The organism is Sphingopyxis sp. Geo25 (genome assembly GCF_949769135.1).
Classification (GTDB): Bacteria; Pseudomonadota; Alphaproteobacteria; order Sphingomonadales; family Sphingomonadaceae; genus Sphingopyxis.
Window position 1 is genome coordinate 814,652 of record NZ_CATKOZ010000001.1, and the last position, 20,349, is coordinate 835,000.

General features: G+C 65.6%; 20 protein-coding genes. 16 read left to right on the top strand and 4 right to left on the bottom strand.

The features are described from left to right. Positions 1-132: 132 nt before the first annotated feature. From ccoN to hemN, 10 genes are read left to right on the top strand one after another with little or no spacing between them, the layout of a single operon-like run. Positions 133-1,791 (top strand): cytochrome-c oxidase, cbb3-type subunit I, encoded by a 1,659-nt coding sequence (gene ccoN, locus QOL68_RS04140; protein ID WP_282947196.1) that lies wholly within the window; start codon positions 133-135, stop codon positions 1,789-1,791. A 12-nt stretch (positions 1,792-1,803) separates the two neighbouring features. Continuing rightward, positions 1,804-2,565, top strand: a complete 762-nt coding sequence (gene ccoO / locus QOL68_RS04145) for a cytochrome-c oxidase, cbb3-type subunit II (protein ID WP_282947198.1) — start codon at positions 1,804-1,806, stop codon at positions 2,563-2,565. Beyond that, entirely contained in the window at positions 2,562-2,720 is a 159-nt protein-coding gene (locus QOL68_RS04150; RefSeq protein WP_058454084.1) for a cbb3-type cytochrome c oxidase subunit 3, read from the top strand. The genes ccoO and QOL68_RS04150 overlap by 4 nt, the downstream gene beginning before the upstream one ends. Continuing rightward, the gene (gene ccoP, locus QOL68_RS04155) at positions 2,713-3,636 is read left to right on the top strand and encodes a cytochrome-c oxidase, cbb3-type subunit III (protein WP_204993926.1); all 924 of its coding nucleotides are present in this window, start codon (positions 2,713-2,715) and stop codon (positions 3,634-3,636) included. The genes QOL68_RS04150 and ccoP overlap by 8 nt, the downstream gene beginning before the upstream one ends. Then, positions 3,623-5,080 carry a cytochrome c oxidase accessory protein CcoG gene (gene ccoG, locus QOL68_RS04160; protein ID WP_282947201.1) on the top strand — a complete coding sequence of 486 codons (1,458 nt, stop codon included), beginning with the start codon at positions 3,623-3,625 and terminating at the stop codon, positions 5,078-5,080. Before ccoP ends, ccoG begins: the two co-directional genes overlap by 14 nt. Next, positions 5,077-5,547: a FixH family protein gene (locus QOL68_RS04165; protein ID WP_282947203.1), complete on the top strand. Its 471-nt coding sequence runs from the start codon at positions 5,077-5,079 to the stop codon at positions 5,545-5,547. Before ccoG ends, QOL68_RS04165 begins: the two co-directional genes overlap by 4 nt. Further along, on the top strand, positions 5,544-7,658 hold the full coding sequence (locus QOL68_RS04170) for a heavy metal translocating P-type ATPase (protein WP_282947205.1): 2,115 nt from the start codon (positions 5,544-5,546) through the stop codon (positions 7,656-7,658). Before QOL68_RS04165 ends, QOL68_RS04170 begins: the two co-directional genes overlap by 4 nt. Further along, positions 7,655-7,807 carry a cbb3-type cytochrome oxidase assembly protein CcoS gene (gene ccoS, locus QOL68_RS04175; RefSeq protein ID WP_058454079.1) on the top strand — a complete coding sequence of 51 codons (153 nt, stop codon included), beginning with the start codon at positions 7,655-7,657 and terminating at the stop codon, positions 7,805-7,807. Before QOL68_RS04170 ends, ccoS begins: the two co-directional genes overlap by 4 nt. After that, positions 7,804-8,034, top strand: coding sequence for a hypothetical protein (locus QOL68_RS04180; protein WP_282947208.1), 231 nt, complete (start codon positions 7,804-7,806; stop codon positions 8,032-8,034). The genes ccoS and QOL68_RS04180 overlap by 4 nt, the downstream gene beginning before the upstream one ends. Positions 8,035-8,092: 58 nt before the next feature. After that, entirely contained in the window at positions 8,093-9,385 is a 1,293-nt protein-coding gene (gene hemN, locus QOL68_RS04185; protein ID WP_282947210.1) for an oxygen-independent coproporphyrinogen III oxidase, read from the top strand. 152 nt (positions 9,386-9,537) lie between these two features. On the opposite strand, the gene lysA is transcribed toward hemN, so the two are convergent. The 4 genes from lysA to QOL68_RS04205 are packed head-to-tail and all read right to left on the bottom strand — an operon-like array spanning position 9,538 to position 11,896. Then, entirely contained in the window at positions 9,538-10,821 is a 1,284-nt protein-coding gene (gene lysA, locus QOL68_RS04190; RefSeq protein WP_282947212.1) for a diaminopimelate decarboxylase, read from the bottom strand. A 27-nt stretch (positions 10,822-10,848) separates the two neighbouring features. Then, positions 10,849-11,109 (bottom strand): hypothetical protein, encoded by a 261-nt coding sequence (locus QOL68_RS04195; RefSeq protein ID WP_282947214.1) that lies wholly within the window; start codon positions 11,107-11,109, stop codon positions 10,849-10,851. After that, positions 11,106-11,618, bottom strand: a complete 513-nt coding sequence (locus tag QOL68_RS04200; RefSeq protein WP_282947216.1) for an SAM-dependent methyltransferase — start codon at positions 11,616-11,618, stop codon at positions 11,106-11,108. Before QOL68_RS04200 ends, QOL68_RS04195 begins: the two co-directional genes overlap by 4 nt. Positions 11,619-11,629: 11 nt before the next feature. After that, on the bottom strand, positions 11,630-11,896 hold the full coding sequence (locus QOL68_RS04205; RefSeq protein ID WP_282947218.1) for a hypothetical protein: 267 nt from the start codon (positions 11,894-11,896) through the stop codon (positions 11,630-11,632). Positions 11,897-12,456: 560 nt separating this feature from the next. Between QOL68_RS04205 and QOL68_RS04210 the strand changes: the two genes are divergently transcribed. From QOL68_RS04210 to QOL68_RS04235, 6 genes are read left to right on the top strand one after another with little or no spacing between them, the layout of a single operon-like run. Beyond that, positions 12,457-12,546, top strand: coding sequence for a potassium-transporting ATPase subunit F (locus QOL68_RS04210; RefSeq protein WP_282947219.1), 90 nt, complete (start codon positions 12,457-12,459; stop codon positions 12,544-12,546). Between the two features lie 12 nt (positions 12,547-12,558). Next, the gene (gene kdpA, locus QOL68_RS04215) at positions 12,559-14,262 is read left to right on the top strand and encodes a potassium-transporting ATPase subunit KdpA (protein WP_282947221.1); all 1,704 of its coding nucleotides are present in this window, start codon (positions 12,559-12,561) and stop codon (positions 14,260-14,262) included. Between the two features lie 12 nt (positions 14,263-14,274). Continuing rightward, positions 14,275-16,311, top strand: a complete 2,037-nt coding sequence (gene kdpB / locus QOL68_RS04220; protein WP_282947223.1) for a potassium-transporting ATPase subunit KdpB — start codon at positions 14,275-14,277, stop codon at positions 16,309-16,311. Between the two features lie 10 nt (positions 16,312-16,321). Next, positions 16,322-16,912 (top strand): potassium-transporting ATPase subunit KdpC, encoded by a 591-nt coding sequence (gene kdpC / locus QOL68_RS04225; RefSeq protein WP_282947225.1) that lies wholly within the window; start codon positions 16,322-16,324, stop codon positions 16,910-16,912. After that, positions 16,909-19,578: a DUF4118 domain-containing protein gene (locus QOL68_RS04230; RefSeq protein WP_282947227.1), complete on the top strand. Its 2,670-nt coding sequence runs from the start codon at positions 16,909-16,911 to the stop codon at positions 19,576-19,578. Before kdpC ends, QOL68_RS04230 begins: the two co-directional genes overlap by 4 nt. Next, entirely contained in the window at positions 19,575-20,312 is a 738-nt protein-coding gene (locus tag QOL68_RS04235) for a response regulator (RefSeq protein ID WP_058454070.1), read from the top strand. The genes QOL68_RS04230 and QOL68_RS04235 overlap by 4 nt, the downstream gene beginning before the upstream one ends. The last annotated feature ends 37 nt before the right edge of the window (positions 20,313-20,349 follow it).

Here is a 20,349-nt window from a genome sequence, read left to right on the forward strand (position 1 = left end):
CCCGTCGCGGTCGGTTCACATTGATGTGGCGCAACCTTTTCTTTGATCCCGATCAATGTTTTCGGGCGCCACCACGCCCAGAGCGGTTCCGAACCGCGCGGCTTTCGACCGCGCTCGATGGGGACTTGCGATATGGACGGTCTGGTAACGAAAGCGGGCGGCTGGCTGGCGCTTGCCCTGTTGGCGCTGGTGGCGGCGGCGGTTGCGGTCGATGCGCCCTTCGCCGTGCATATGGTGATCGTCGCGCTCGCCTGTCTGATCGCATTGTGGGCGACGGTATCGCGTGCCGATTTCGACGGCATCGCGCGCGGGATACTGAAAATGCCCGCCGATCAAGGCGTCTATGACGATGACCCGATCCGCTGGGGCGTCATCGCGACCTTGTTCTGGGGCATCGCGGGGATGGCGGCGGGGCTTTATATCGCGCTGCAACTCGCCTTTCCCGCACTTAACCTGGGGTTCGAATATACGACCTTCGGACGTCTGCGCCCGCTGCACACGTCGGCGGTGATCTTCGCGTTCGGGGGCAATGCGCTGATCGCGACGAGCTTCTATGTCGTGCAGCGTACCTGCCGCGCCCGGCTCGCCTTTCCGACGCTCGCGCGCTTCGTATTCTGGGGCTATCAGCTGTTCATCGTACTCGCCGCGACCGGCTATCTGATGGGCGTGACCGAGGCAAAGGAATATGCCGAGCCCGAATGGTATGTCGACCTCTGGCTGACCATCGTCTGGGTCGCCTATCTGGTCGTGTTCGCCGGTACGATCGTCAAGCGCCGCGAACCGCACATCTATGTCGCGAACTGGTTTTACCTGAGCTTCATCATCACCATCGCGATGCTGCACCTCGTCAACAATCTGTCGATGCCCGCCAGCATCTTCGGGTCGAAGAGCTACGCCGCTTTCGCCGGCGTCCAGGATGCGCTGACGCAGTGGTGGTACGGGCATAATGCGGTCGGTTTCTTCCTGACCGCGGGCTTCCTCGCGATGATGTATTATTTCGTGCCGAAGCAGGCCGAACGGCCCGTCTATTCCTACCGCCTGTCGATCATCCACTTCTGGTCGCTGATCTTCCTCTACATCTGGGCGGGGCCGCACCACCTTCATTACACCGCGCTGCCCGACTGGGCGCAGACGTTGGGCATGGTCTTTTCGGTCATCCTGTGGATGCCGAGCTGGGGCGGCATGATCAACGGCCTGATGACGCTCAACGGTGCGTGGGACAAGATCCGCACCGACCCCATTATCCGCATGATGGTGATGGCGCTCGCCTTCTACGGGATGAGCACCTTCGAGGGCCCGATGATGTCGATCAAATGGGTCAACTCGATGTCGCACTACACCGACTGGACGATCGGCCATGTGCATAGCGGCGCGCTCGGCTGGAACGGCATGATCACCTTTGCCTGCGTCTATTATCTGGTGCCGCGCCTGTGGGGACGTCCGCGGCTGTACAGCCTGCGCATGGTCAACTGGCACTTCTGGCTCGCGACCGTCGGCATCGTTTTCTACGCCGCGTCGATGTGGGTCGCGGGGATCATGCAGGGGCTGATGTGGCGCGAATATGGGGCGGACGGCTACCTCGTCTACAGCTTTGCCGAGAGCGTCGCCGCGATGCATCCGATGTACCTGATCCGCGCGACGGGCGGGGCGATGTATCTCGCGGGCTTCCTGATCATGATCGCAAACGTCTGGGCAACGCTCGGCGGGAAGGTCCGCGCTGAAAAGCCGATGACCGAAACCCCCTACAACGCCGCGGCGGACCGTCCGCTCGTGCCCGTTCCCGCCGAATAAGGAGTCCGGACCATGGCCACCAAACCCGCCGAAAAGGGCTTCAGTCACAAGAAAGTCGAACGAAATGTGACGCTGCTCGGCGCGCTAGCGCTGCTCACCGTCGCGATCGGCGGCATCGTCGAGATCGCGCCGCTCTTCTGGATCGACAATACGGTCGAGAAGGTGGAGGGGATGCGGCCCTATACCCCGCTCGAGCTCGCCGGGCGCAATATCTACATGCGCGAGGGCTGCTATACCTGCCACAGCCAGATGATCCGTCCGTTCCGCGACGAGGTTGAGCGTTACGGTCACTACAGCCTCGCTGCAGAGAGCATGTACGACCACCCCTTTCAATGGGGGTCGAAGCGCACCGGACCCGACCTTGCGCGCGTCGGCGGCCGCTACTCCGACGAATGGCACAAGGCGCATCTGATCGATCCGCGCAGCGTGGTGCCCGAATCGATCATGCCGCCGTACGCCTTCCTTGCCGATCGCGACCTCGATACGGGCGACATGGCGAACCACCTGACTGCGCTCTATCGCGTCGGGGTTCCCTATACGAAGGCTGACATTGCGAAGGCGAACGATGATCTTGCGGCGCAGGTCGATCCGGCCGCCGAACTGGACCTGCAAAAACGCTATCCGAAAGCGCAGGTCCGCGACTTCGACGGCGACCCCGACCGGCTCACCGAAATGGACGCGCTGATCGCCTATCTCCAGATGCTCGGCACGCTCGTCGACGTCGAAAAGGCCGCACCGCAGGAGCGGCCGTCCGAAACGGAAGTGGCGCAATGACTTATAACGACCTCCGCCATTTTGCCGACAGCTGGGGGCTGCTCGCCATGGCGCTGCTGTTCCTCACCCTCATCGCCTGGCCGTTCCGGCCAAACGCCCGCGCGCGCAGCGAAGAGGCCGCGAACATGATCTTCAAGGACGACGAGCATGGCTGAGCACAAGCGTATCGACGAAGCCACCGGGACGACCACGGTCGGTCACGAATGGGACGGGATCGAGGAGCTCAACACGCCGTTGCCGCGCTGGTGGCTCTGGACCTTTTACGCGACGATCGTCTGGGGGCTGGCCTATGTCGTCCTCTATCCGGCGTGGCCGATGGTGAATCGCGCGACCGAGGGCGTGCTCGGCTGGTCGAGCCGAGGGGACCTTGCGAAGGAAATGGCGGCCGATGCAAAACGCCGCGCGCCGACCGTCAATGCCATCGCCGCGACCGCGCTCGCCGACCTGCCGGCGCAGCCTCAATTGATGCAGGCGGCGGTGCAGGGCGGCGGCGCGGCGTTTCGCGTCCATTGCGTCCAGTGCCATGGCGCGGGCGGCGCGGGGGTGAAAAACCTTTACCCAAGCCTGACCGATGACGACTGGCTGTGGGGCGGCGACCTCGCGAGCATCGAATATACGGTGACGCACGGCATCCGGAACCCCGATCACAAGGACACGCGCACCAGCCTGATGCCCGCCTTCGGCCGCGACGGCATTCTCGACGCGGCACAGATCGGCGACGTCGTCAGCTTTGTGCGGGTGATCAGCCGGCAGGAAAAGGCGAGCGCCGCGTCGGCGCGCGGCGCGGCGCTGTTTGCGGACAATTGCGCGGTCTGCCACGGCGCGGGCGGCCAGGGCGGACGCCAGTTCGGCGCGCCGAAACTGACCGACGCGATCTGGCTTTATGGCGGCGACCGCGACAGCCTGACCGCGACGGTCAACCAGCCGCGCAACGGCGTGATGCCGCGCTGGGGCGGCCGGCTCGATCCCGTGACGATCAAGATGCTGTCGGCCTATGTCTATTCGCTGGGCGGCGGCGAAAAGGGGCTGACGCCCGTCGCCGAAGGGACGGGAGCCGATGGCCAGCCCTGAGGATCTCTCCGGCCAGTCGGCGCCGCTCTACGCGGCGCGGAAGGGCATTTACCCGAAGGCGGTGAACGGCCCCTTTCGCCGCTTCAAATGGGCGATCATGGCGGTGACCCTCGCGATCTATTATGCGACGCCGTGGATCCGCTGGGATCGCGGGCCCTATGCGCCCGACCAGGCGGTGCTCGTCGATCTGGCGAACCGGCGTTTTTACATGTTCCAGATCGAAATCTGGCCGCATGAATTCTATTATGTCGCGGGCCTGCTCATCATGGCAGGGATCGGCCTGTTCCTCGTCACCAGCGCCGTGGGGCGTGCCTGGTGCGGCTATACCTGTCCGCAAACGGTGTGGACCGACCTGTTCCAGCATGTCGACCGGCTGGTCGACGGTGATCGCAACGCGCAGGTGCGATTGGCGAACGGTCCGTGGACCTTCGAAAAGCTGTCAAAGCGGACGGTCAAATATCTGATCTATCTAACGATCGCTTTCTGGACCGGCGGCGCCTGGATCATGTATTTCGCCGACGCGCCGACGCTGACGGTGGATTTCTGGACCGGGCAGGCGGCGCCGATCGCCTATGGCACCGTCGCTGTCCTCACCGCCACGACCTTCATCCTCGGCGGTTTCATGCGCGAGCAGGTGTGCATCTATATGTGCCCCTGGCCGCGCATCCAGACCGCGATGATGGACGAAAAATCGCTGCTGGTGACCTACAAGGACTGGCGCGGCGAGCCGCGCGGCAGCGTCAAGAAAGCACAGGCGCATCCCGGCGCCTTCGGCGATTGCATCGATTGCAACCAGTGCGTCGCGGTGTGTCCGACCGGGATCGACATCCGCGAAGGGCCGCAGATCGGCTGCATCACCTGCGCGCTCTGCATCGATGCCTGCGACGGGGTGATGGCGCAGGTCGGGCGGCCGCGCGGCCTCATCGACTATTGCACGCTCGACGATGCGGCGAGCGAAAAGGCGGGCGGCGCGGGGCGGCCGATCCGCAAGACGCTGCTGCGCCCGCGCACCTTGCTCTATTTCGGCGTCTGGAGCGCGATCGGCGCGGCGATGCTCTTCTCGCTCGGCCAGCGCACGCGTCTCGACCTTGCGGTCCAGCACGATCGCAGCCCGCTCTACGTTCAGCTCTCCGACGGCCAGATCCGCAACAATTACACGTTGAAGCTGCGCAATATGGAAACGCGGCCACGCCGGGTCGCGGTCACCGTCAGCGGGCTTCCCGGCGCGGTGCTGTGGACGAATGCCGGCACGCGCGAAAATGCGGCGCAGCGGATCGAGTTGGCGCTGCCCGCCGACAGCGTCACGAGCATCAAGCTCTTCATCGCCGCGCCCGGCGCCGGTCCGGCGCGGCAGGATTTCACGATCGCAACGCGCGGGCTCGACGGCGATCGGCGCGGCGACAGCGACACCATCCAGTTCGACCGGCCGGAGGCAGGACAATGACCGACACATCGACACCCCGGCGTTTCACCGGCCGACATATGGCGGCGATCCTCGTCGCTTTCTTTGCGGTCGTGATCGCGGTCAATGTCACCATGGCGCGGTTCGCCATGTCGACTTTTGGCGGCACGGTGGTCGAGAACAGCTATGTCGCGAGCCAGAATTACAACCGGTGGCTTGAACGCGCCGACGCGCAGGCCCGGCTGGGATGGGATACGGGGGTGACGCTCGACGCGGGCCGGCATGTTCTGCTGACGATCCGCAAGGAGGGCCGGTCGCTGGAGGGGGTTCGGGCCTCCGCGACCGTCAATCACCCCGTTGGGCGCACCGCGTCCGTCGCGCTTCGTTTCGAGCCGGCGGCGGGCGGGGGGTTGCGCTCGGTCGAGCCGCTGGCGATGGGGCGCTGGCGGCTCGACCTCATTGTCCGACGCGGCGCCGATGAGGCCCGCTATCGCGAGGATCTGCAATGAGCGCCGCCGCTCTCGTCGAACGCGACTTTGCCGTGCCCGACATCCGCTGTGCCGGATGCATCGCCAAGCTGGAGCAGGGGCTGGTGCGCGACAAGCGCATCGCCGCGGCGCGCGTCAACTTTACCGAAAAGCGCGTGCATCTGTCCTATATGCCCGACACGGACATGCCCGCCCTGATCGGCGCCTTTTCCCATCTGGGCTTCGAGGCGCATCCAATCGGGACCGGTCCAGACGAAGCCGACGCCGAAGCCGAAACGAGCCGCGAACTGCTGCGCGCCGTTGCGGTGTCTGGCTTTGCGATGATGAACATCATGCTGCTGTCGGTGTCGGTCTGGTCGGGGGCGGCGGGGGCGACGCGCGACCTGTTCCACTGGCTGTCGGCGGCGATCGCACTGCCGACCGTCGCCTATGCCGGGCGGTCCTTCTTCCGCTCGGCGTGGCGAGCGCTCCGCCACGGCCGGACCAATATGGACGTGCCGATCAGCATCGGCGTCGCGCTCGTCTGCGCGATCAGCCTGTACGAGACCGCGACCCGCGGCCAGCACGCCTATTTCGACGGCGCGGTCATGCTGCTCTTCTTCCTGCTTTGCGGCCGCTGGCTCGACAGCGTGATGCGCGACCGCGCGCGCGGCGGCGTGACGGCGCTGCTGCGGAACATGGGAAGCGGCGCGACCGTGCTCGGCAAAGACGGCCGCAGCCGCTGGGTCGACACGACCGCGCTCGAGCCCGACATGGTCATGCTCGTCGCGGCAGGCGAGCGGCTGGCGGCCGACGGTGTCGTGGTCGGCGGAGCCAGCCAGCTCGATCTCTCTCTACTCACGGGCGAGAGCGCGCCGCAATCGGTCCACCCCGACGAGAGGGTTCATGCCGGCACGTTGAACCTCGACGCTCCGATCCGCGTGCGCGTGACGGCGGCGGGCGCCGACACCGCCATCGCCGACATAGCGCGGTTGATGGGCGAAGCGGCGCAGGGCAAATCGCGCTATGTCCGCATCGCCGACCGCGCGGCACGGCTTTATGCGCCGGCGGTCCATTGCCTTGCGCTGATGGCATTTGCTGGCTGGATGGTCGCGGGAGCGGGCTGGCACGACAGCCTGCTGATCGCCGCCGCCGTGCTCATCATCACCTGTCCCTGTGCGCTCGGCCTTGCGGTGCCCGCGGCGCAGATCGTCGCGGCGGGCGCGCTGATGCGCGCGGGCGTACTCGTCAAGGACGGCTCGGCGCTCGAACGGCTGGCCGAAGTCGATCTTGCGTTCGTCGACAAGACCGGCACGCTGACGCTCGGGCGCCCTGAGGCCATCGGTCTCGATCGGTTCGACATCGGCGTGAAGTCGCTGATTCTCGCGCTGGCGCAGGCGAGCCGACACCCGCTGAGCGAGGCGTTGACCCGCGGGCTGCGGCGTTTTGACGTGCGTCCCGCCGAGGTGACGTCGATAACGGAGACGCCGGGCTTCGGGATCGAGGCGCAATGGGCAGGCAGCACCGTGAAACTTGGGCGGCCGCAGTGCGGCGAGCTGGGCGACGCGCTCGCGACCGAGCTGTCGGTCGATGGCAAGGCGGTCGCGACGATCCGCTTCGCCGACCGGCTGCGGTCCGACGCCCGCGAGGCGATCGACGCGCTGGCGCGCGAAGGCGTCGAAGCGATGATCCTCTCGGGGGACCGGGCCGAGGCCGTTGCGCCGGTGGCACGCCAGCTCGGCCTGACCGCGCAGACGGGGATGAGCCCGCAGGACAAGCTGGACGCGATCGAACGCCAGGCCGCGCTCGGCCGCAAGGTGCTGATGATCGGCGACGGCCTCAACGACGGCCCCGCGCTTGCCGCAGGTCATGCGTCGATGGCGCCGGGATCGGCGAGCGACGTCGGCAAGAACGCGGCCGACTGCATCTTCCTCGGCGACCGGGTGATGCCGGTGGTGCAGGCGGTGCGAATGGCGCGGCGAACACAGGCGGTGGTGCGACAGAATTTCCTCCTCGCCATCGGCTATAATGCTGTGGCGGTGCCGCTTGCCTTCATGGGGCTCGTCACGCCGCTCGTCGCCGCTATCGCGATGTCGGGGTCGTCACTGATTGTCGTGGGCAACGCGCTGCGACTGAAGGGGGCGATCCGGTGAACGGGCTGGTCTTCCTGATCCCGATCGCGCTCGGCCTGGGGCTGCTCGGTCTCGCCGCCTTCTTCTGGTCGCTCCGCAAGGGGCAATTCGACGATCTCGACGGCGCTGCTCTGCGTATCTTCGTCGAGGAGGAAGAAGAGTCGGTATGAACATCCGCAACATCTTTGTCGCGATGGGCGCGGCCGCGCTCATGCAGCCGCCAATTGCGGTCGAGGCGCATATCCTGACTGTGCCGTCGTGCGGCGGCGCGGCGCGACGGATGATCGTCCCCAGCGATCCCGCCGACCCCGATAACCGCCGCGACTGTGCCAAGGCGTGCCACGCAGTCGCCGACCGGCGGAGTAGGGCGGCGGGTGTTAAAAAGCGCTGCTGTTGATTCGTCTGTGTTGATCCCGGTCAATGACCGGGCGCGGGCACGGGCCTAGCAGGCCCATATGTGGTCCTATCACCCCGATCTACTCGCCAAGCCGGTGCCGCGTTACACCAGCTATCCCACCGCCATGGAATTTACCGGCGATGTCGGCGCCGCCGATTATGCGCGCGCGCTCGACGCGATCGAGGCGGCGACCCCGATCTCGCTCTACGTCCATATCCCCTTTTGCGAGCAGATATGCTGGTATTGTGGCTGCAACACCGGGGCGGCAGGGCGGAAGCAGAGACTGGCCGACTATCTCGTCGCGCTCCGCGCGGAGATTGCCCTTGTCGCGAAAAGGCTGGGCGGGCGCGGACGCGTCCAGCGCATCGCGTTCGGCGGCGGCAGCCCGAACGCGATCGCGCCGGTAGAGCTGGTACGCCTGCTCGACCGCATCCTCACGGTCTTCGACGCGCACCGGCCAGACGTGTCGATCGAGCTCGACCCCCGCGGTTTCTCGGCCGAATGGGCATTGGTGCTCGCGGCCGCAGGCGTCACGCGCGTCAGCCTCGGCGTCCAGACGTTCGCGCCGCATGTCCAGCAGGCGATCGGCAGGATCCAACCCTTGTCGCATATCGAACGGGTCGTCGCAGCGCTGCGCCTGCGCGATATCGACGCGATCAATTTCGACCTGATGTACGGCCTGCCCGGTCAGTCGCTCGCCGACCTCGACGCCACGCTCGACGAGACGATCCGCCTTAAGCCGAGCCGGATCGCGCTGTTCGGCTATGCGCACCTCCCCGACATGATCCCGCGTCAGCGGCAGATCGACGCCAGCGGACTGCCCGACCAGCGGCTTCGGTTCGAACAGGCAGCGCACGGATACCGGCGCTTGACCGACGCGGGCTATATTCCCGTCGGGTTTGATCATTTCGCCCGGCCCGATGACCCCTTGGCAATTGCGGCCAAGGAACAGCGCGTGAGCCGCAATTTTCAGGGCTTCACCGACGACGACGCGCCGGTGTTGCTTGGTTTCGGCGCAAGCGCGATCAGTCGCTTTTCAGACCTGATCGTTCAGAATGAAAAGCGGGCGGGACCGTACCGCGATCTGGTCGGAGAGGGGTGCCTGACTGCGGTGCGCGGCGTCACTATCGACGATGTGCAGCAGCTGCGGGGACAGACTATTCGGGACATTCTATGCAACGGGCGGGCGCGTATCGAAACAGACAAGAATCGCGTCCAAGATGTTCTCGCCGATTACGAGCGCCGAGGCATCATCGAATGGGACGCCGACGATCTGATGATCAGCGACGAAGGCTTACCCTATGCGCGCCATGTGGCAGCCCAGTTCGATAGCGTCCGCGGTGCGATATAATTGCGGGATCAAGTCGGCTTTCGCCTGTCCAACGCCAAAAGCTGCAAGGGAGCAACCGGCCACCAGCCTCGGCCTGATCCGCGCCAAGATAAGGCGTTCGTCATGAGGAGTCGCGCGGAGGTGCGTGCCGTGGTCCCGTTCTGAACGGGGAATTAGGCCGCGGAGGCGAGTGGTTCCTTGACCGTCATCCAGGGCGCCAGTCGCTGCGGTCGCAGGTCATGCGGGGCGACGCGTTCGGCTACCACGGCGAAGCGGTTGCCATCTACGAGCACTTCCGGGACGAGGGGCCGACAATTATAGGTCGACGCCATCGAGGCGCCATAGGCGCCGGCAGTATGGAACAGCGCGAGGTCGCCTTCGTCGACCATGTCGATCATGCGCTCCGTCGCGAAAGTATCGCCGCTCTCGCAGATTGGGCCGACGATACTCGCCGTAAAACGCTTTCCCGACGGGCGCACCGCCCCGAACTCGTGCCACGCATCGTAAAGCGCGGGACGGGCGAGGTCGTTCATCGCAGCGTCGACTACGACGAACGGAAGACGGGCGCCCGGCTTGACCCAAAGGACCCGCGTCAAGAGCACACCGGCGTGGGCGGCGATGAAGCGGCCGGGCTCGAACAACAATGTGACATCCCAATCGCGGGTGACATTGGCCACCATCGCGCCATAGGTCTCGACGTCGGCATCGACCTGTCCCGGCTTGTAAGCGACACCGAGCCCTCCGCCGAGATCGACATGATAGACGCGGTGCCCCTTCTGTCTCAGCACGCGGATCAAATCGCCGATCTTGCGATAGGCGGTCTCCAGCGGTCCGATATCGGTGATCTGGCTGCCGATGTGGACAGCGAGGCCGTGGAGATCGAGCCCGGGAAGGGCGGCGAGCCGGTCGTACATCCGCGTTGCTTCGTCCAACGGAATGCCGAACTTGCTGTTGCTGCGTCCCGTCGTGATCTTGGCATGCGTGCTGGCATCGACGTCGGGATTGATCCGGAGCAGTGCGGGAGCGCGCCGCCCGCGCTGGGTAGCGAGCGCCGACAACAGTTGCCCCTCGCGTTCGAGTTCGAGGTTGAAACGGCCGATTCCGGCGTCCAGCGCCGCGATGAGTTCTGGAGCGGTCTTGCCGACGCCCGAATAGACGATGTGGTTGGCGGTAATCCCGGCGCGAAGCGCACAGGAGAGCTCGCCCCCCGATACGATATCGGCGCCGTAGTTCTGGTCGGCGAGAACGCGCAGCACGGCGAGCGACGGGTTTGCCTTGACTGCGAACATCAACTGCTTGCGCGGTATCTTGCCCAGCGCGGCGCGAAAACGCTGCGCCGAACGGCGCAAGGCGTCGGCTGAATAGACATAAGCCGGCGTGCCCACCGCGGCAGCGATCGTATCGAGCGAAACCGATTCGGCGTGCATTTCGCCGCCGCGCAAATGAAAAGAGGACATGAAGTCGATCCTTGGAAAGCGATGCAGTTAGAGTTCGTCCCGTCGGGCGCGGCGCGAGGCGCGGATCGCGCCCGGCAGTTCGCGGTGGCGGCTCCGCTCGACGCGCAGCGCGAGCGCGGCTTTCTTTCCGGCGAGGATGAGAAGGAGACCGGCGGCTGCGGCCAGGAGGCCCACGATGCCGACAATATCGCCGGCGCCGCCGGCTCCGGTTGCAGCACGGGTCAAGCCATAACCCATGCCGACGAAGACGGCCCCGGCAGCGCGCCACCAGAGGTCACGCTGGGTCATGCGTCCTCGCCTCCGTTTTTTGCGGTGCGGTCCCACAAGACTGTGTTCGCCGCGGTTCGCGCCAGTGCTGCAAGCTCGCGTGCCTCGGCATCGGTTGCCGAGCAAAGCAGGAGGTCGGCCGGATATTCGGCTTCTTCGCGCATCACGCGATCCTTCTCGGCCTGTTCAAAGACGAGGCCGATCGCGGGATCGGGCTGCCGCGCCGCCGCGCGGCGGGCGCTGGCGACCAGGCTTGCATCGGCATCGATGCCGCGGCCTTCGATCGCCAGGAAGCCCATTTCGCGCGCGCGTCGGACGGCATGCAACAGCAACTCGCCCGTGCCGCAATCGGCGTCGACGATGCGGATGCTCCGGCGCCCGCGTTTGTGCAGGCCCTTGAGCTTGCGAAGCACCGCGGGCCAACGGCGGTCCTTCTCGGCCCGGTCTTGCGCGCTTGTCGCTGGCATCCCCCAACCGCTCGCGGGTGCCATCCAGATGATGCCGGCGGGTGCTCTAAACGAATAATGCATCACGAGCCTCCTCAAGCCGCGCGGTCGATTGCAGATTCGTCGGGCCGCAGGGGTTCGAACGATACGGTCGGGATCAGCGGACGCAGTGCGTCGACGATCCGCGCGTCCGGAAGGCCGCGACACTCGGCGCGGGCAAAGGCCCAGGCGGCCGTGCGCGAAATGAACCGGCCTTCGAGCTTTCCTTTATAGCCTTGAACAAGCCAGTGGTCGGCCGCATCGCGGCCGACGAATAATATCGCCCCTTCTGGGTCGGGCTCCGCGGCAATCGCAGAAATCATGGTGAGATGCTCCTTTGCTACTCAAATCGATGCCCGAAGATCGGGACTCGATGCCGGCAATCTATGGGGTCGCGCATAGGGATTCGAGATCGAGGAAGCGCGCCGCCCATTGTATTTTCATTTGTTTTCAGCGGTGGATTTGTGCGTTGTACGTAAGACCCTCCGGCCGAGAGGGGTGACCGGAGAGTCCGGACGCGATCATGCGCGGGCGGCGCATATTTTCTCCAGATCAGCGCGGCGATTGCGGCGTTGAGATTTTCCTATGTCGCCGAAGAGCGCGGCGGTCGACGCCGCGACGAAGCGGGGCTCCGGCGCGCCGCACCGTGAAAACCGGCAAAATCATATGAGAATACTATGCTCTCATGCTTTTCGGTCTCTCGCATTCAAACGCGTGCCTGACCTATTTGGGAGTCCGCAGACGACTCGTGCCACCTCCCGTGGCCAGCGCCATGCTGGAGCAAACCCATGCAGGATCTTCTCTGGATCGGCATCATCCTCGGGCTGGTCGCCGCAAGCCTCGGCTACGCGCGGCTGTGCGACGACGCATAAGGATTGATGCAATGACACTCGACCTCTGGCTAGCGGGCGCCACCGCGATCGGCCTTCTTCTCTATCTCGTCGCCGTGCTCGCACGGCCCGAACGCTTTTAAGGGAGGCGCGCCATGACCTTTCAGGGCTGGCTTCTGATCATCGCTTTCGTCGCCATATTGCTGGCGCTCACCAAGCCGCTGGGCAAGTGGATGTACGCGCTCTACGCGGGCGAGCGGACGCCGCTCCACCGGATCCTCGGGCCGGTCGAAGCCGGCATTTACCGGTTGTCGGGCATCGACCCGAACGAAGAGCAGGGCTGGCGCCGCTACGCGGTCCACATGCTGATCTTCAACGTCGTGCTGTTGCTTTTCACTTATGCGATTCTGCGGCTGCAAGGCGTCTTGCCCGGAAATCCGCTCGGCTATGCAGGCGTTGGGAGCGACGGCGCTTTCAACACTGCGATCAGCTTTACGACGAACACCAACTGGCAATGGTATTCGGGTGAGGCAACGCTGTCGAACCTCAGCCAGATGCTCGGGCTCACGATCCACAACTTCCTGTCGGCGGCGACGGGCATCGCGCTCGCCTTCGCGTTGTTCCGCGGTTTTGCGCGGCGCGAGATGAAGACGATCGGCAATTTCTGGGCTGACGTGACGCGGATCACGCTCTACCTGCTGCTGCCGATCTGCGTCGTCTATGCGATCTTCCTGATCGCGAACGGCGTGCCGCAGACTCTCGCAGGATCGGTAGATATATCGACGCTCGAAGGCGTCAAGCAGACGCTCGCGCTCGGCCCGGTCGCGTCGCAGGAAGCGATCAAGATGCTCGGCACCAACGGTGGCGGCTTCTTCAACGCCAATTCGGCGCATCCGTTCGAAAACCCGAACGCGGTGACCAACCTCGTGCAGATGCTGTCGATCTTTGCGATCGGTTTCGGCCTGACCTGGACCTTTGGCAAGGCGGTGGGTAACCAGCGCCAGGGCTGGGCGATCCTCGCCGCGATGGTGACGATCTTCCTCGCCGGCGTTACGGTCACCTATTGGCAGGAAGCTGCGGGCAACCCGATCCTTCATCAGCTTGGCGCGGCCGGCGGCAATATGGAGGGCAAGGAAGTTCGCTTCGGCATTGCCGCCTCGTCCCTCTTCGCGGTCGTCACCACCGCGGCCTCGTGCGGCGCGGTCAACGCGATGCACGACAGCTTCACCGCGCTTGGCGGGATGATCCCGCTGCTCAACATCCAGCTCGGCGAAGTCGTCATCGGCGGCGTCGGCGCGGGCATCTATGGCTTCCTGCTCTTCGCCATCCTCGCGGTGTTCGTCGCCGGTCTGATGGTCGGGCGTACTCCCGAATATGTCGGGAAAAAGATCGAGGCGCGCGAGGTCAAGCTCGCGGTGCTCGCGATCGCAGTGTTGCCGCTCATCATCCTCGGCGGCACCGCGATTGCGTCGGTGACGGAGGCGGGGCTCGCGGGCCCCTTGAACAAGGGTCCGCATGGCTTCTCGGAAATCCTGTACGGGTTCACGAGCGCGGTCGGCAACAATGGTTCGGCCTTCGCCGGCCTGACCGCCGGTACACCATTCTACAACGGGATGCTTGGCGTCGCGATGTGGCTTGGCCGCTTCTTTATCATCATTCCGATGCTGGCGATCGCGGGCGGTCTCGCGGCGAAGAAATACACGCCGGCGACCGCGGGCAGCTTCCCGACCACCGGACTGCTCTGGACTGGCCTTCTCATCGGCATCGTGCTGATCGTCGGCGGCCTGACCTTCCTGCCCAGCCTCGCGCTTGGTCCCATTGCCGATCATCTCGCGATGATCAACGGCCAGCTCTTCTAAGGACATATGCAAATGGCTCGGTCCGAAACCAAGTCTCTCTTCACGGCTGACCTGATCGTCCCGGCGATCGGCGACGCCTTCCGCAAGCTCAACCCGAAAGAGCTGATCCGCAATCCGGTGATGTTCACCACGGCGGTCGTCGCGACGTTGCTGACGGTGCTGCTTGTCGTCGGTCACGATGGGCTCGCCACCGGCTTCAAGCTGCAACTCGTCATCTGGCTCTGGCTGACCGTGCTCTTCGGCACCTTCGCCGAAGCGCTCGCCGAAGGGCGCGGCAAGGCGCAGGCCGCCTCGCTGCGCGCGACCAAGGCCGACCTGACCGCCAAGAAGCTGAAGGGCGACGGGAATTCCTATGAAAGCGTTCCGGCCAGCGCGCTCAAGGTCGGCGACATCGTTCTGGTCGAAACCGGCGACCTGATCCCGTCGGATGGCGAAGTCGTCGCGGGCGTCGCCTCGGTCAACGAAGCGGCGATCACCGGAGAGAGCGCGCCGGTGATCCGCGAAGCGGGCGGCGACCGCAGTGCGGTCACCGCGGGCACGCGCGTTATTTCGGACGAGATCCGCGTCCAGGTGACGGTCAATCCGGGGCAGGGCTTCCTCGACCGGATGATCGCGCTTGTCGAAGGCGCCGAGCGGCAGAAGACGCCGAACGAAATCGCGCTGACCCTGCTGCTCGTGGGCCTGACGATCATCTTCCTGATCGCGGTCGGCACGATCCCGGGCTTTGCCTCCTATGCGGGCGGCAGCATTCCGGTCGCGATCCTTGCGGCGTTGCTCATCACGCTCATCCCGACGACGATCGCGGCGCTTCTTTCGGCGATCGGCATCGCGGGCATGGACCGCCTCGTCCGCTTTAACGTGCTCGCCAAATCGGGCCGCGCGGTCGAGGCGGCGGGCGACATCGACGTCCTGCTGCTCGACAAGACCGGAACGATCACCGTCGGCGACCGCCAGGCGACCGAATTCCGTCCGGTCGGGGGCCAGTCGATGTCGGTGCTTTCGGAGGCAGCGCTGCTCGCCAGCCTTGCCGACGAAACCCCCGAGGGCCGCTCGATCGTCGCACTGGCGCGCGAGAAATTCGGCCAGACGAGGACCGACCTGCCCGCAGGGGCCGAGATCATCCCTTTCACCGCGCAGACGCGCATCTCGGGCATCAAGCTTGGCGACTGCGTGATCCAGAAGGGCGCGGTCGATTCGGTGCTGCGCGCGAATCCGGGCGCGGGCGCGACCGCTGCCGCGACCGAGCTTCGCCGCATCACCGACGAAATCGCGCGCGCCGGCGGCACGCCGCTTGCTGTCGCGAAAGACGGCCAGCTGCTCGGTGCGATCTTCCTGAAAGACATCGTCAAGGCGGGCATCCGCGAACGCTTCGGTGAACTGCGCGCGATGGGCATCCGCACCGTGATGATCACCGGCGACAATCCGCTCACCGCCGCGGCGATCGCCGCCGAGGCGGGGGTCGACGATTTCCTCGCGCAGGCGACGCCCGAGGACAAGCTCGAGCTGATCCGCAGGGAGCAGCAGGGCGGGCGGCTCGTGGCGATGTGCGGCGACGGCACCAACGACGCCCCGGCGCTCGCGCAGGCCGACGTCGGCGTTGCGATGAACACCGGGACGCAGGCGGCGCGCGAGGCGGGCAATATGGTCGACCTCGACAGCGATCCGACCAAACTGATCGAGGTCGTCGGCCTCGGCAAGCAGTTGCTGATGACGCGCGGCGCGCTGACAACCTTCTCGGTCGCCAACGACGTCGCCAAATATTTCGCGATCATCCCCGCGATGTTCATCGTGCTCTATCCGGGGCTTGGCGTGCTCAACGTCATGGGACTGACCAGCCCCGAAAGCGCGATCCTGTCGGCGATCATCTTCAACGCGCTGATCATCCCGCTGCTCGTGCCGCTCGCGCTGAAGGGCGTGACCTATCGGCCGATGGGGGCAGGACCGCTGCTCGCGCGTAACCTCGCCATCTATGGTCTCGGCGGTCTCGTTGCGCCTTTCATCGGCATCAAACTCATCGACCTGGCCGTTGGCGGCCTGGGTCTGGTCTGAGGATAAAGACATGAACAAGGATATCATCAGCTCGCTGCGCCCCGCGCTCGTCATGACATTGCTCTTCGCGGCGCTGCTCGGGCTCGCCTATCCGCTGGCGCTCACCGGCCTCGGGCAAGCGCTCTTTCCGAGCCAGGCGAACGGCAGCCTCGTCGAGGAGAATGGCAAGATCGTCGGCTCGACCGTCGTCGGCCAGGCTTTCACGTCGGATCGCTATTTCAACACGCGGCCGTCGGCGGCGGGCAAGGGCTATGATGGGCTCGCCTCGTCGGGCTCTAACCTCGGCCCGACGTCGCAGGCGCTCGCAGACCGCGTGAAGGGTGACGTTGCAAAGCTTTCCGAAACGGCGCCAGGGGCCAATGTCCCGCCTGACCTGGTGACGACCTCCGCCTCGGGGCTCGATCCCGATATCAGCCCCGAGGCGGCTTTTTATCAGGTCGATCGGATCGCAAAGGCGCGCGGGCTCGATCCGGCTGCGGTCCGCGGGCTTGTCGAACGGAGCGTCGAAGGCCCGATTCTGGGCTTCCTCGGCGAGCCGCGGGTGAATGTGTTCGAGCTCAATCGACGACTCGATGCCTTTGGGGCTAAACCCGCCGCGTGACAGGAAACGACCGACCATCACCCGAGGCCTTTCTGCGTCAGGCGGCGCAGGAAGGCCGCGGCCGTCTGAAAGTCTTCCTCGGCGCCGCGCCCGGCGTCGGCAAGACGTGGGAGATGCTGACCGACGGCCGCCACCGGCGCGAGGCCGGGGTCGATGTGGTCGTCGGCGTGGTCGAAACGCACGGTCGCCGCGAGACCGAGGCGCTTGTCCACGGCCACGAAATCATCCCACGGCGACAGGTCGAGCATCAAGGCCACAGCCTCGGCGAGATGGACATCGACGCGATCCTCGAACGCCGGCCGCAGCTGGTCCTCGTCGACGAACTGGCGCACACCAATGCGCCGGGCAGCCGCCATCCCAAGCGCTATCAGGATGTCGAGGAACTGCTCGACGCCGGGATCGACGTCTATTCGACGCTCAACATCCAGCATGTCGAAAGCCTCAACGACGTCGTCGCATCCTTCACGCGCGTCCGCGTCCGCGAAACCGTCCCCGACAGCATTCTCGAAAATGCCGAGATCGAGGTCGTCGACATCCCGCCCGACGAGCTGATCGAGCGGCTGCGCGACGGCAAGGTCTATATTCCGCAGGAAGCGACGCGCGCGCTCACCCACTTCTTCTCGAAGTCGAACCTTACCGCGCTGCGCGAGCTCGCGCTCCGCCGCGCCGCGCAGGCGGTCGACGCGCAGATGCTCGACCATGTCCGCAGCCACGCGCTCGCAGGCAGTTTCGCGGTCGGCGAGCGGATCGTCGTCGCGGTCAGCGAACTGCCCGTCGCCGCCGAGCTGGTGCGCGCGGGCAAGCGGCTCGCCGACGCGCTGAAGGCGCCATGGACCGCGGTCTATATCGAGACGCGGCGCAGCCAGGCGATGACCGATGACGACCGCAGGCAGCTTGCCGATACGCTCGCGCTTGCATCGCGGCTCGGCGCCTCGACCGCGACCGTTCCGGCGGCGAGCGTCGTCGAGGGGCTGCGCGCCTTTGCCGAGGATGCACGCGCGACGCAGATCGTGGTCGGTAAATCGGCGCGGCCGTGGTGGTTCGAGCTGCGCCACGGCTCGGTCGTCGACCGGCTCGTGCGGACGATCGACGATGTCGCGGTGCACGTCCTGCCGGGCGAGCCTGATACGCGGACGGTCCAGCACCGCGCGGCCGCGGTTCCCGGCCGCTGGGGCAAGCCATCGCACTATGTCGTGTCGCTTGCGCTGGTCGCCCTGATGACCGTGCTCGGCCGCCTGCTGCTCGAAGTCATCGATCTCGGCAATATCTCGTTGCTCTATCTCATCCCCGTGATGTTCGCCGCTGCGACCTTCGGCGTGCGCGCCGGGCTGTTCGCGGGGCTCGCGTCGAGCCTCGCCTATAATTTCTTCTTCCTGCCGCCGACTGGCACGCTGACGGTCAACAATCCCGAAAATGTCATCAGCATCCTCGTGCTGCTCGGCGTCGCTGTGGTGACCAGCCAGTTCGCCGCGCGCGTCCGCGCGCAGGCCGATCTCGCGCAGTCGAGCGCGCGCCAGAACGCCGCGCTCGCAAGCTTCTCGCGCCAGCTCACCGCCGCCCCCGATCAGGACACGCTGATGCAGGCGATCTGCGCCGAGGTCGGACGCCTGCTCGACGTCCGCACCGTACTCCTCCTGCCTTCCGCCGACGGCCCGATGCTCCGCGCCGCGGTGCCGCCCGAAGACCGGCTCGAGCAGATCGAGCGCGCGGCGGCGCAATGGGCGATGGACAATGAGCAACCCGCCGGACGCGGTTCGTCGACGCTCACCGCGTCGGACTGGCTCTTCCACCCGCTTCGCACCACGCGCGGCGTGCTCGGGGTACTCGGCATGACGCGCGACGATGCGCGCGAACCGGTGCGGTCGGATCAGGTGCCGCTGCTGATGAGCCTGCTCGATCAGGCGTCGATCGCGCTCGACCGCATGGAACTCGAAGAAGCCTCGCTCCACGCCCGGCAGATCGAAGAGCGCGACCGGCTGCGTGCGGCGTTGCTCTCTTCGGTCAGCCACGACCTCCGCACCCCGCTCACCACGATCCTCTCGGCCGCGCAGGAAATGCGCCGCCATCCCTCGCCCGAAATGGCCGAGACGATCGAGACCGAGGCGCTGCGCCTCAATCGCTTCGTCTCGAACCTGCTCGACATGGTGCGCGTCGAGGCGGGGGCGCTGCCGATGAAGGTCGAGGCGACCGAACTGTTCGACGCCGCGGCAAGCGCCGCTCACGACACGCGGGCATCGCTCGCGGGGCATGAGGTGAAGATCGACATCAGCTCGAATATCCCGCTGGTGCGCGTCGATCCGGTGTTGCTCCACCATTGTCTGATCAATCTGCTCGACAATGCCGGCCGATATGCCGACCCCGGCACACCGATCATCATCCGCGCCAGCCGCACGGCCGACTCGATCGCGCTGTCGGTGATCGACCAGGGGCGCGGCATCGCGCCCGGCAACGAAAAGCGCGTCTTCGAAACCTTTACCCGGCTCGAGGGGAGCGACCGCGCCAAGCATGGCACCGGGCTCGGTCTCGCGATCGTCAAGGGCTTTGCCGAGGCGATGGGGCTGACGGTCGAGGCGGGCAACAATGCCGAGCCGCACGGCGCGCGCTTCACGATCCACATTCCCGAAGCGCTGATCATCTCGAATCTCACCGACAAGGATATCCCATGAAAGTCCGTCACAAGGTCCTCATCGTCGATGACGAACCCCATATTCGCCGGCTGATCCACGCGGCATTGGCACGGGCCGACTATGCGATCGTCGAGGCCGAAAATGCGCGCGAGGCGACCGAGCGGCTGCGCGAGGAGCGACCCGACATCACCTTGCTCGATCTCGGGCTGCCCGATCGCGACGGGCTGGAACTCGTGCCGCTGTTCAAACAGCAATCGGACACGACCCTGATCGTCGTGTCGGCGCGCGATGCGACCGACGAGAAAGTGGCGGCGCTCGATCTCGGCGCCGACGACTATCTGACCAAGCCGTTCGATACCGACGAACTGCTCGCCCGCGTGCGTGTCGCGCTGCGTAACCGGCTCACCCGCGACGGCGGGAACCTCACGCTGTCGGTGGGCGACGTGATGATGGATCTGATAGCGCGAACCGTCACGAAGGGCGGCAAGGAAGTTCATCTGACGCCCAAGGAATATGCAGTGCTCGCCCAGCTGGCGCGCTTTCCGGGCCGCGTCATCACGCACAACCAGATCATGGCCGAAGTCTGGCCGAACGAGCATGAACATCATGTCGAATATCTGCGAGTCCTCGTCCGCACATTGCGCCAGAAACTCGAAGCCGACCCGCAACGGCCGCAAATCATCTGTAACGAGCTCGGTATCGGCTATCGCCTTCGGCTCGGCAGCGAGGGAGAGAGCGACCGCGTCGCCGAGGAAGGCGCTTCGACCAACTGAGAAGGTCCGGGCGCATCGACGGCGAATATATGGAAAT

Coding starts and splice junctions, on each gene's coding strand:
- ccoN (WP_282947196.1), top strand. CDS start 133: ATGGACGGTCTGGTAACGAAAGCGGGCGGCTGGCTGGCGCTTGCCCTG.
- ccoO (WP_282947198.1), top strand. CDS start 1,804: ATGGCCACCAAACCCGCCGAAAAGGGCTTCAGTCACAAGAAAGTCGAA.
- QOL68_RS04150 (WP_058454084.1), top strand. CDS start 2,562: ATGACTTATAACGACCTCCGCCATTTTGCCGACAGCTGGGGGCTGCTC.
- ccoP (WP_204993926.1), top strand. CDS start 2,713: ATGGCTGAGCACAAGCGTATCGACGAAGCCACCGGGACGACCACGGTC.
- ccoG (WP_282947201.1), top strand. CDS start 3,623: ATGGCCAGCCCTGAGGATCTCTCCGGCCAGTCGGCGCCGCTCTACGCG.
- QOL68_RS04165 (WP_282947203.1), top strand. CDS start 5,077: ATGACCGACACATCGACACCCCGGCGTTTCACCGGCCGACATATGGCG.
- QOL68_RS04170 (WP_282947205.1), top strand. CDS start 5,544: ATGAGCGCCGCCGCTCTCGTCGAACGCGACTTTGCCGTGCCCGACATC.
- QOL68_RS04180 (WP_282947208.1), top strand. CDS start 7,804: ATGAACATCCGCAACATCTTTGTCGCGATGGGCGCGGCCGCGCTCATG.
- hemN (WP_282947210.1), top strand. CDS start 8,093: ATGTGGTCCTATCACCCCGATCTACTCGCCAAGCCGGTGCCGCGTTAC.
- lysA (WP_282947212.1), bottom strand. CDS start 10,821: ATGTCCTCTTTTCATTTGCGCGGCGGCGAAATGCACGCCGAATCGGTT.
- QOL68_RS04195 (WP_282947214.1), bottom strand. CDS start 11,109: ATGACCCAGCGTGACCTCTGGTGGCGCGCTGCCGGGGCCGTCTTCGTC.
- QOL68_RS04200 (WP_282947216.1), bottom strand. CDS start 11,618: ATGCATTATTCGTTTAGAGCACCCGCCGGCATCATCTGGATGGCACCC.
- QOL68_RS04205 (WP_282947218.1), bottom strand. CDS start 11,896: ATGATTTCTGCGATTGCCGCGGAGCCCGACCCAGAAGGGGCGATATTA.
- QOL68_RS04210 (WP_282947219.1), top strand. CDS start 12,457: ATGACACTCGACCTCTGGCTAGCGGGCGCCACCGCGATCGGCCTTCTT.
- kdpA (WP_282947221.1), top strand. CDS start 12,559: ATGACCTTTCAGGGCTGGCTTCTGATCATCGCTTTCGTCGCCATATTG.
- kdpB (WP_282947223.1), top strand. CDS start 14,275: ATGGCTCGGTCCGAAACCAAGTCTCTCTTCACGGCTGACCTGATCGTC.
- kdpC (WP_282947225.1), top strand. CDS start 16,322: ATGAACAAGGATATCATCAGCTCGCTGCGCCCCGCGCTCGTCATGACA.
- QOL68_RS04235 (WP_058454070.1), top strand. CDS start 19,575: ATGAAAGTCCGTCACAAGGTCCTCATCGTCGATGACGAACCCCATATT.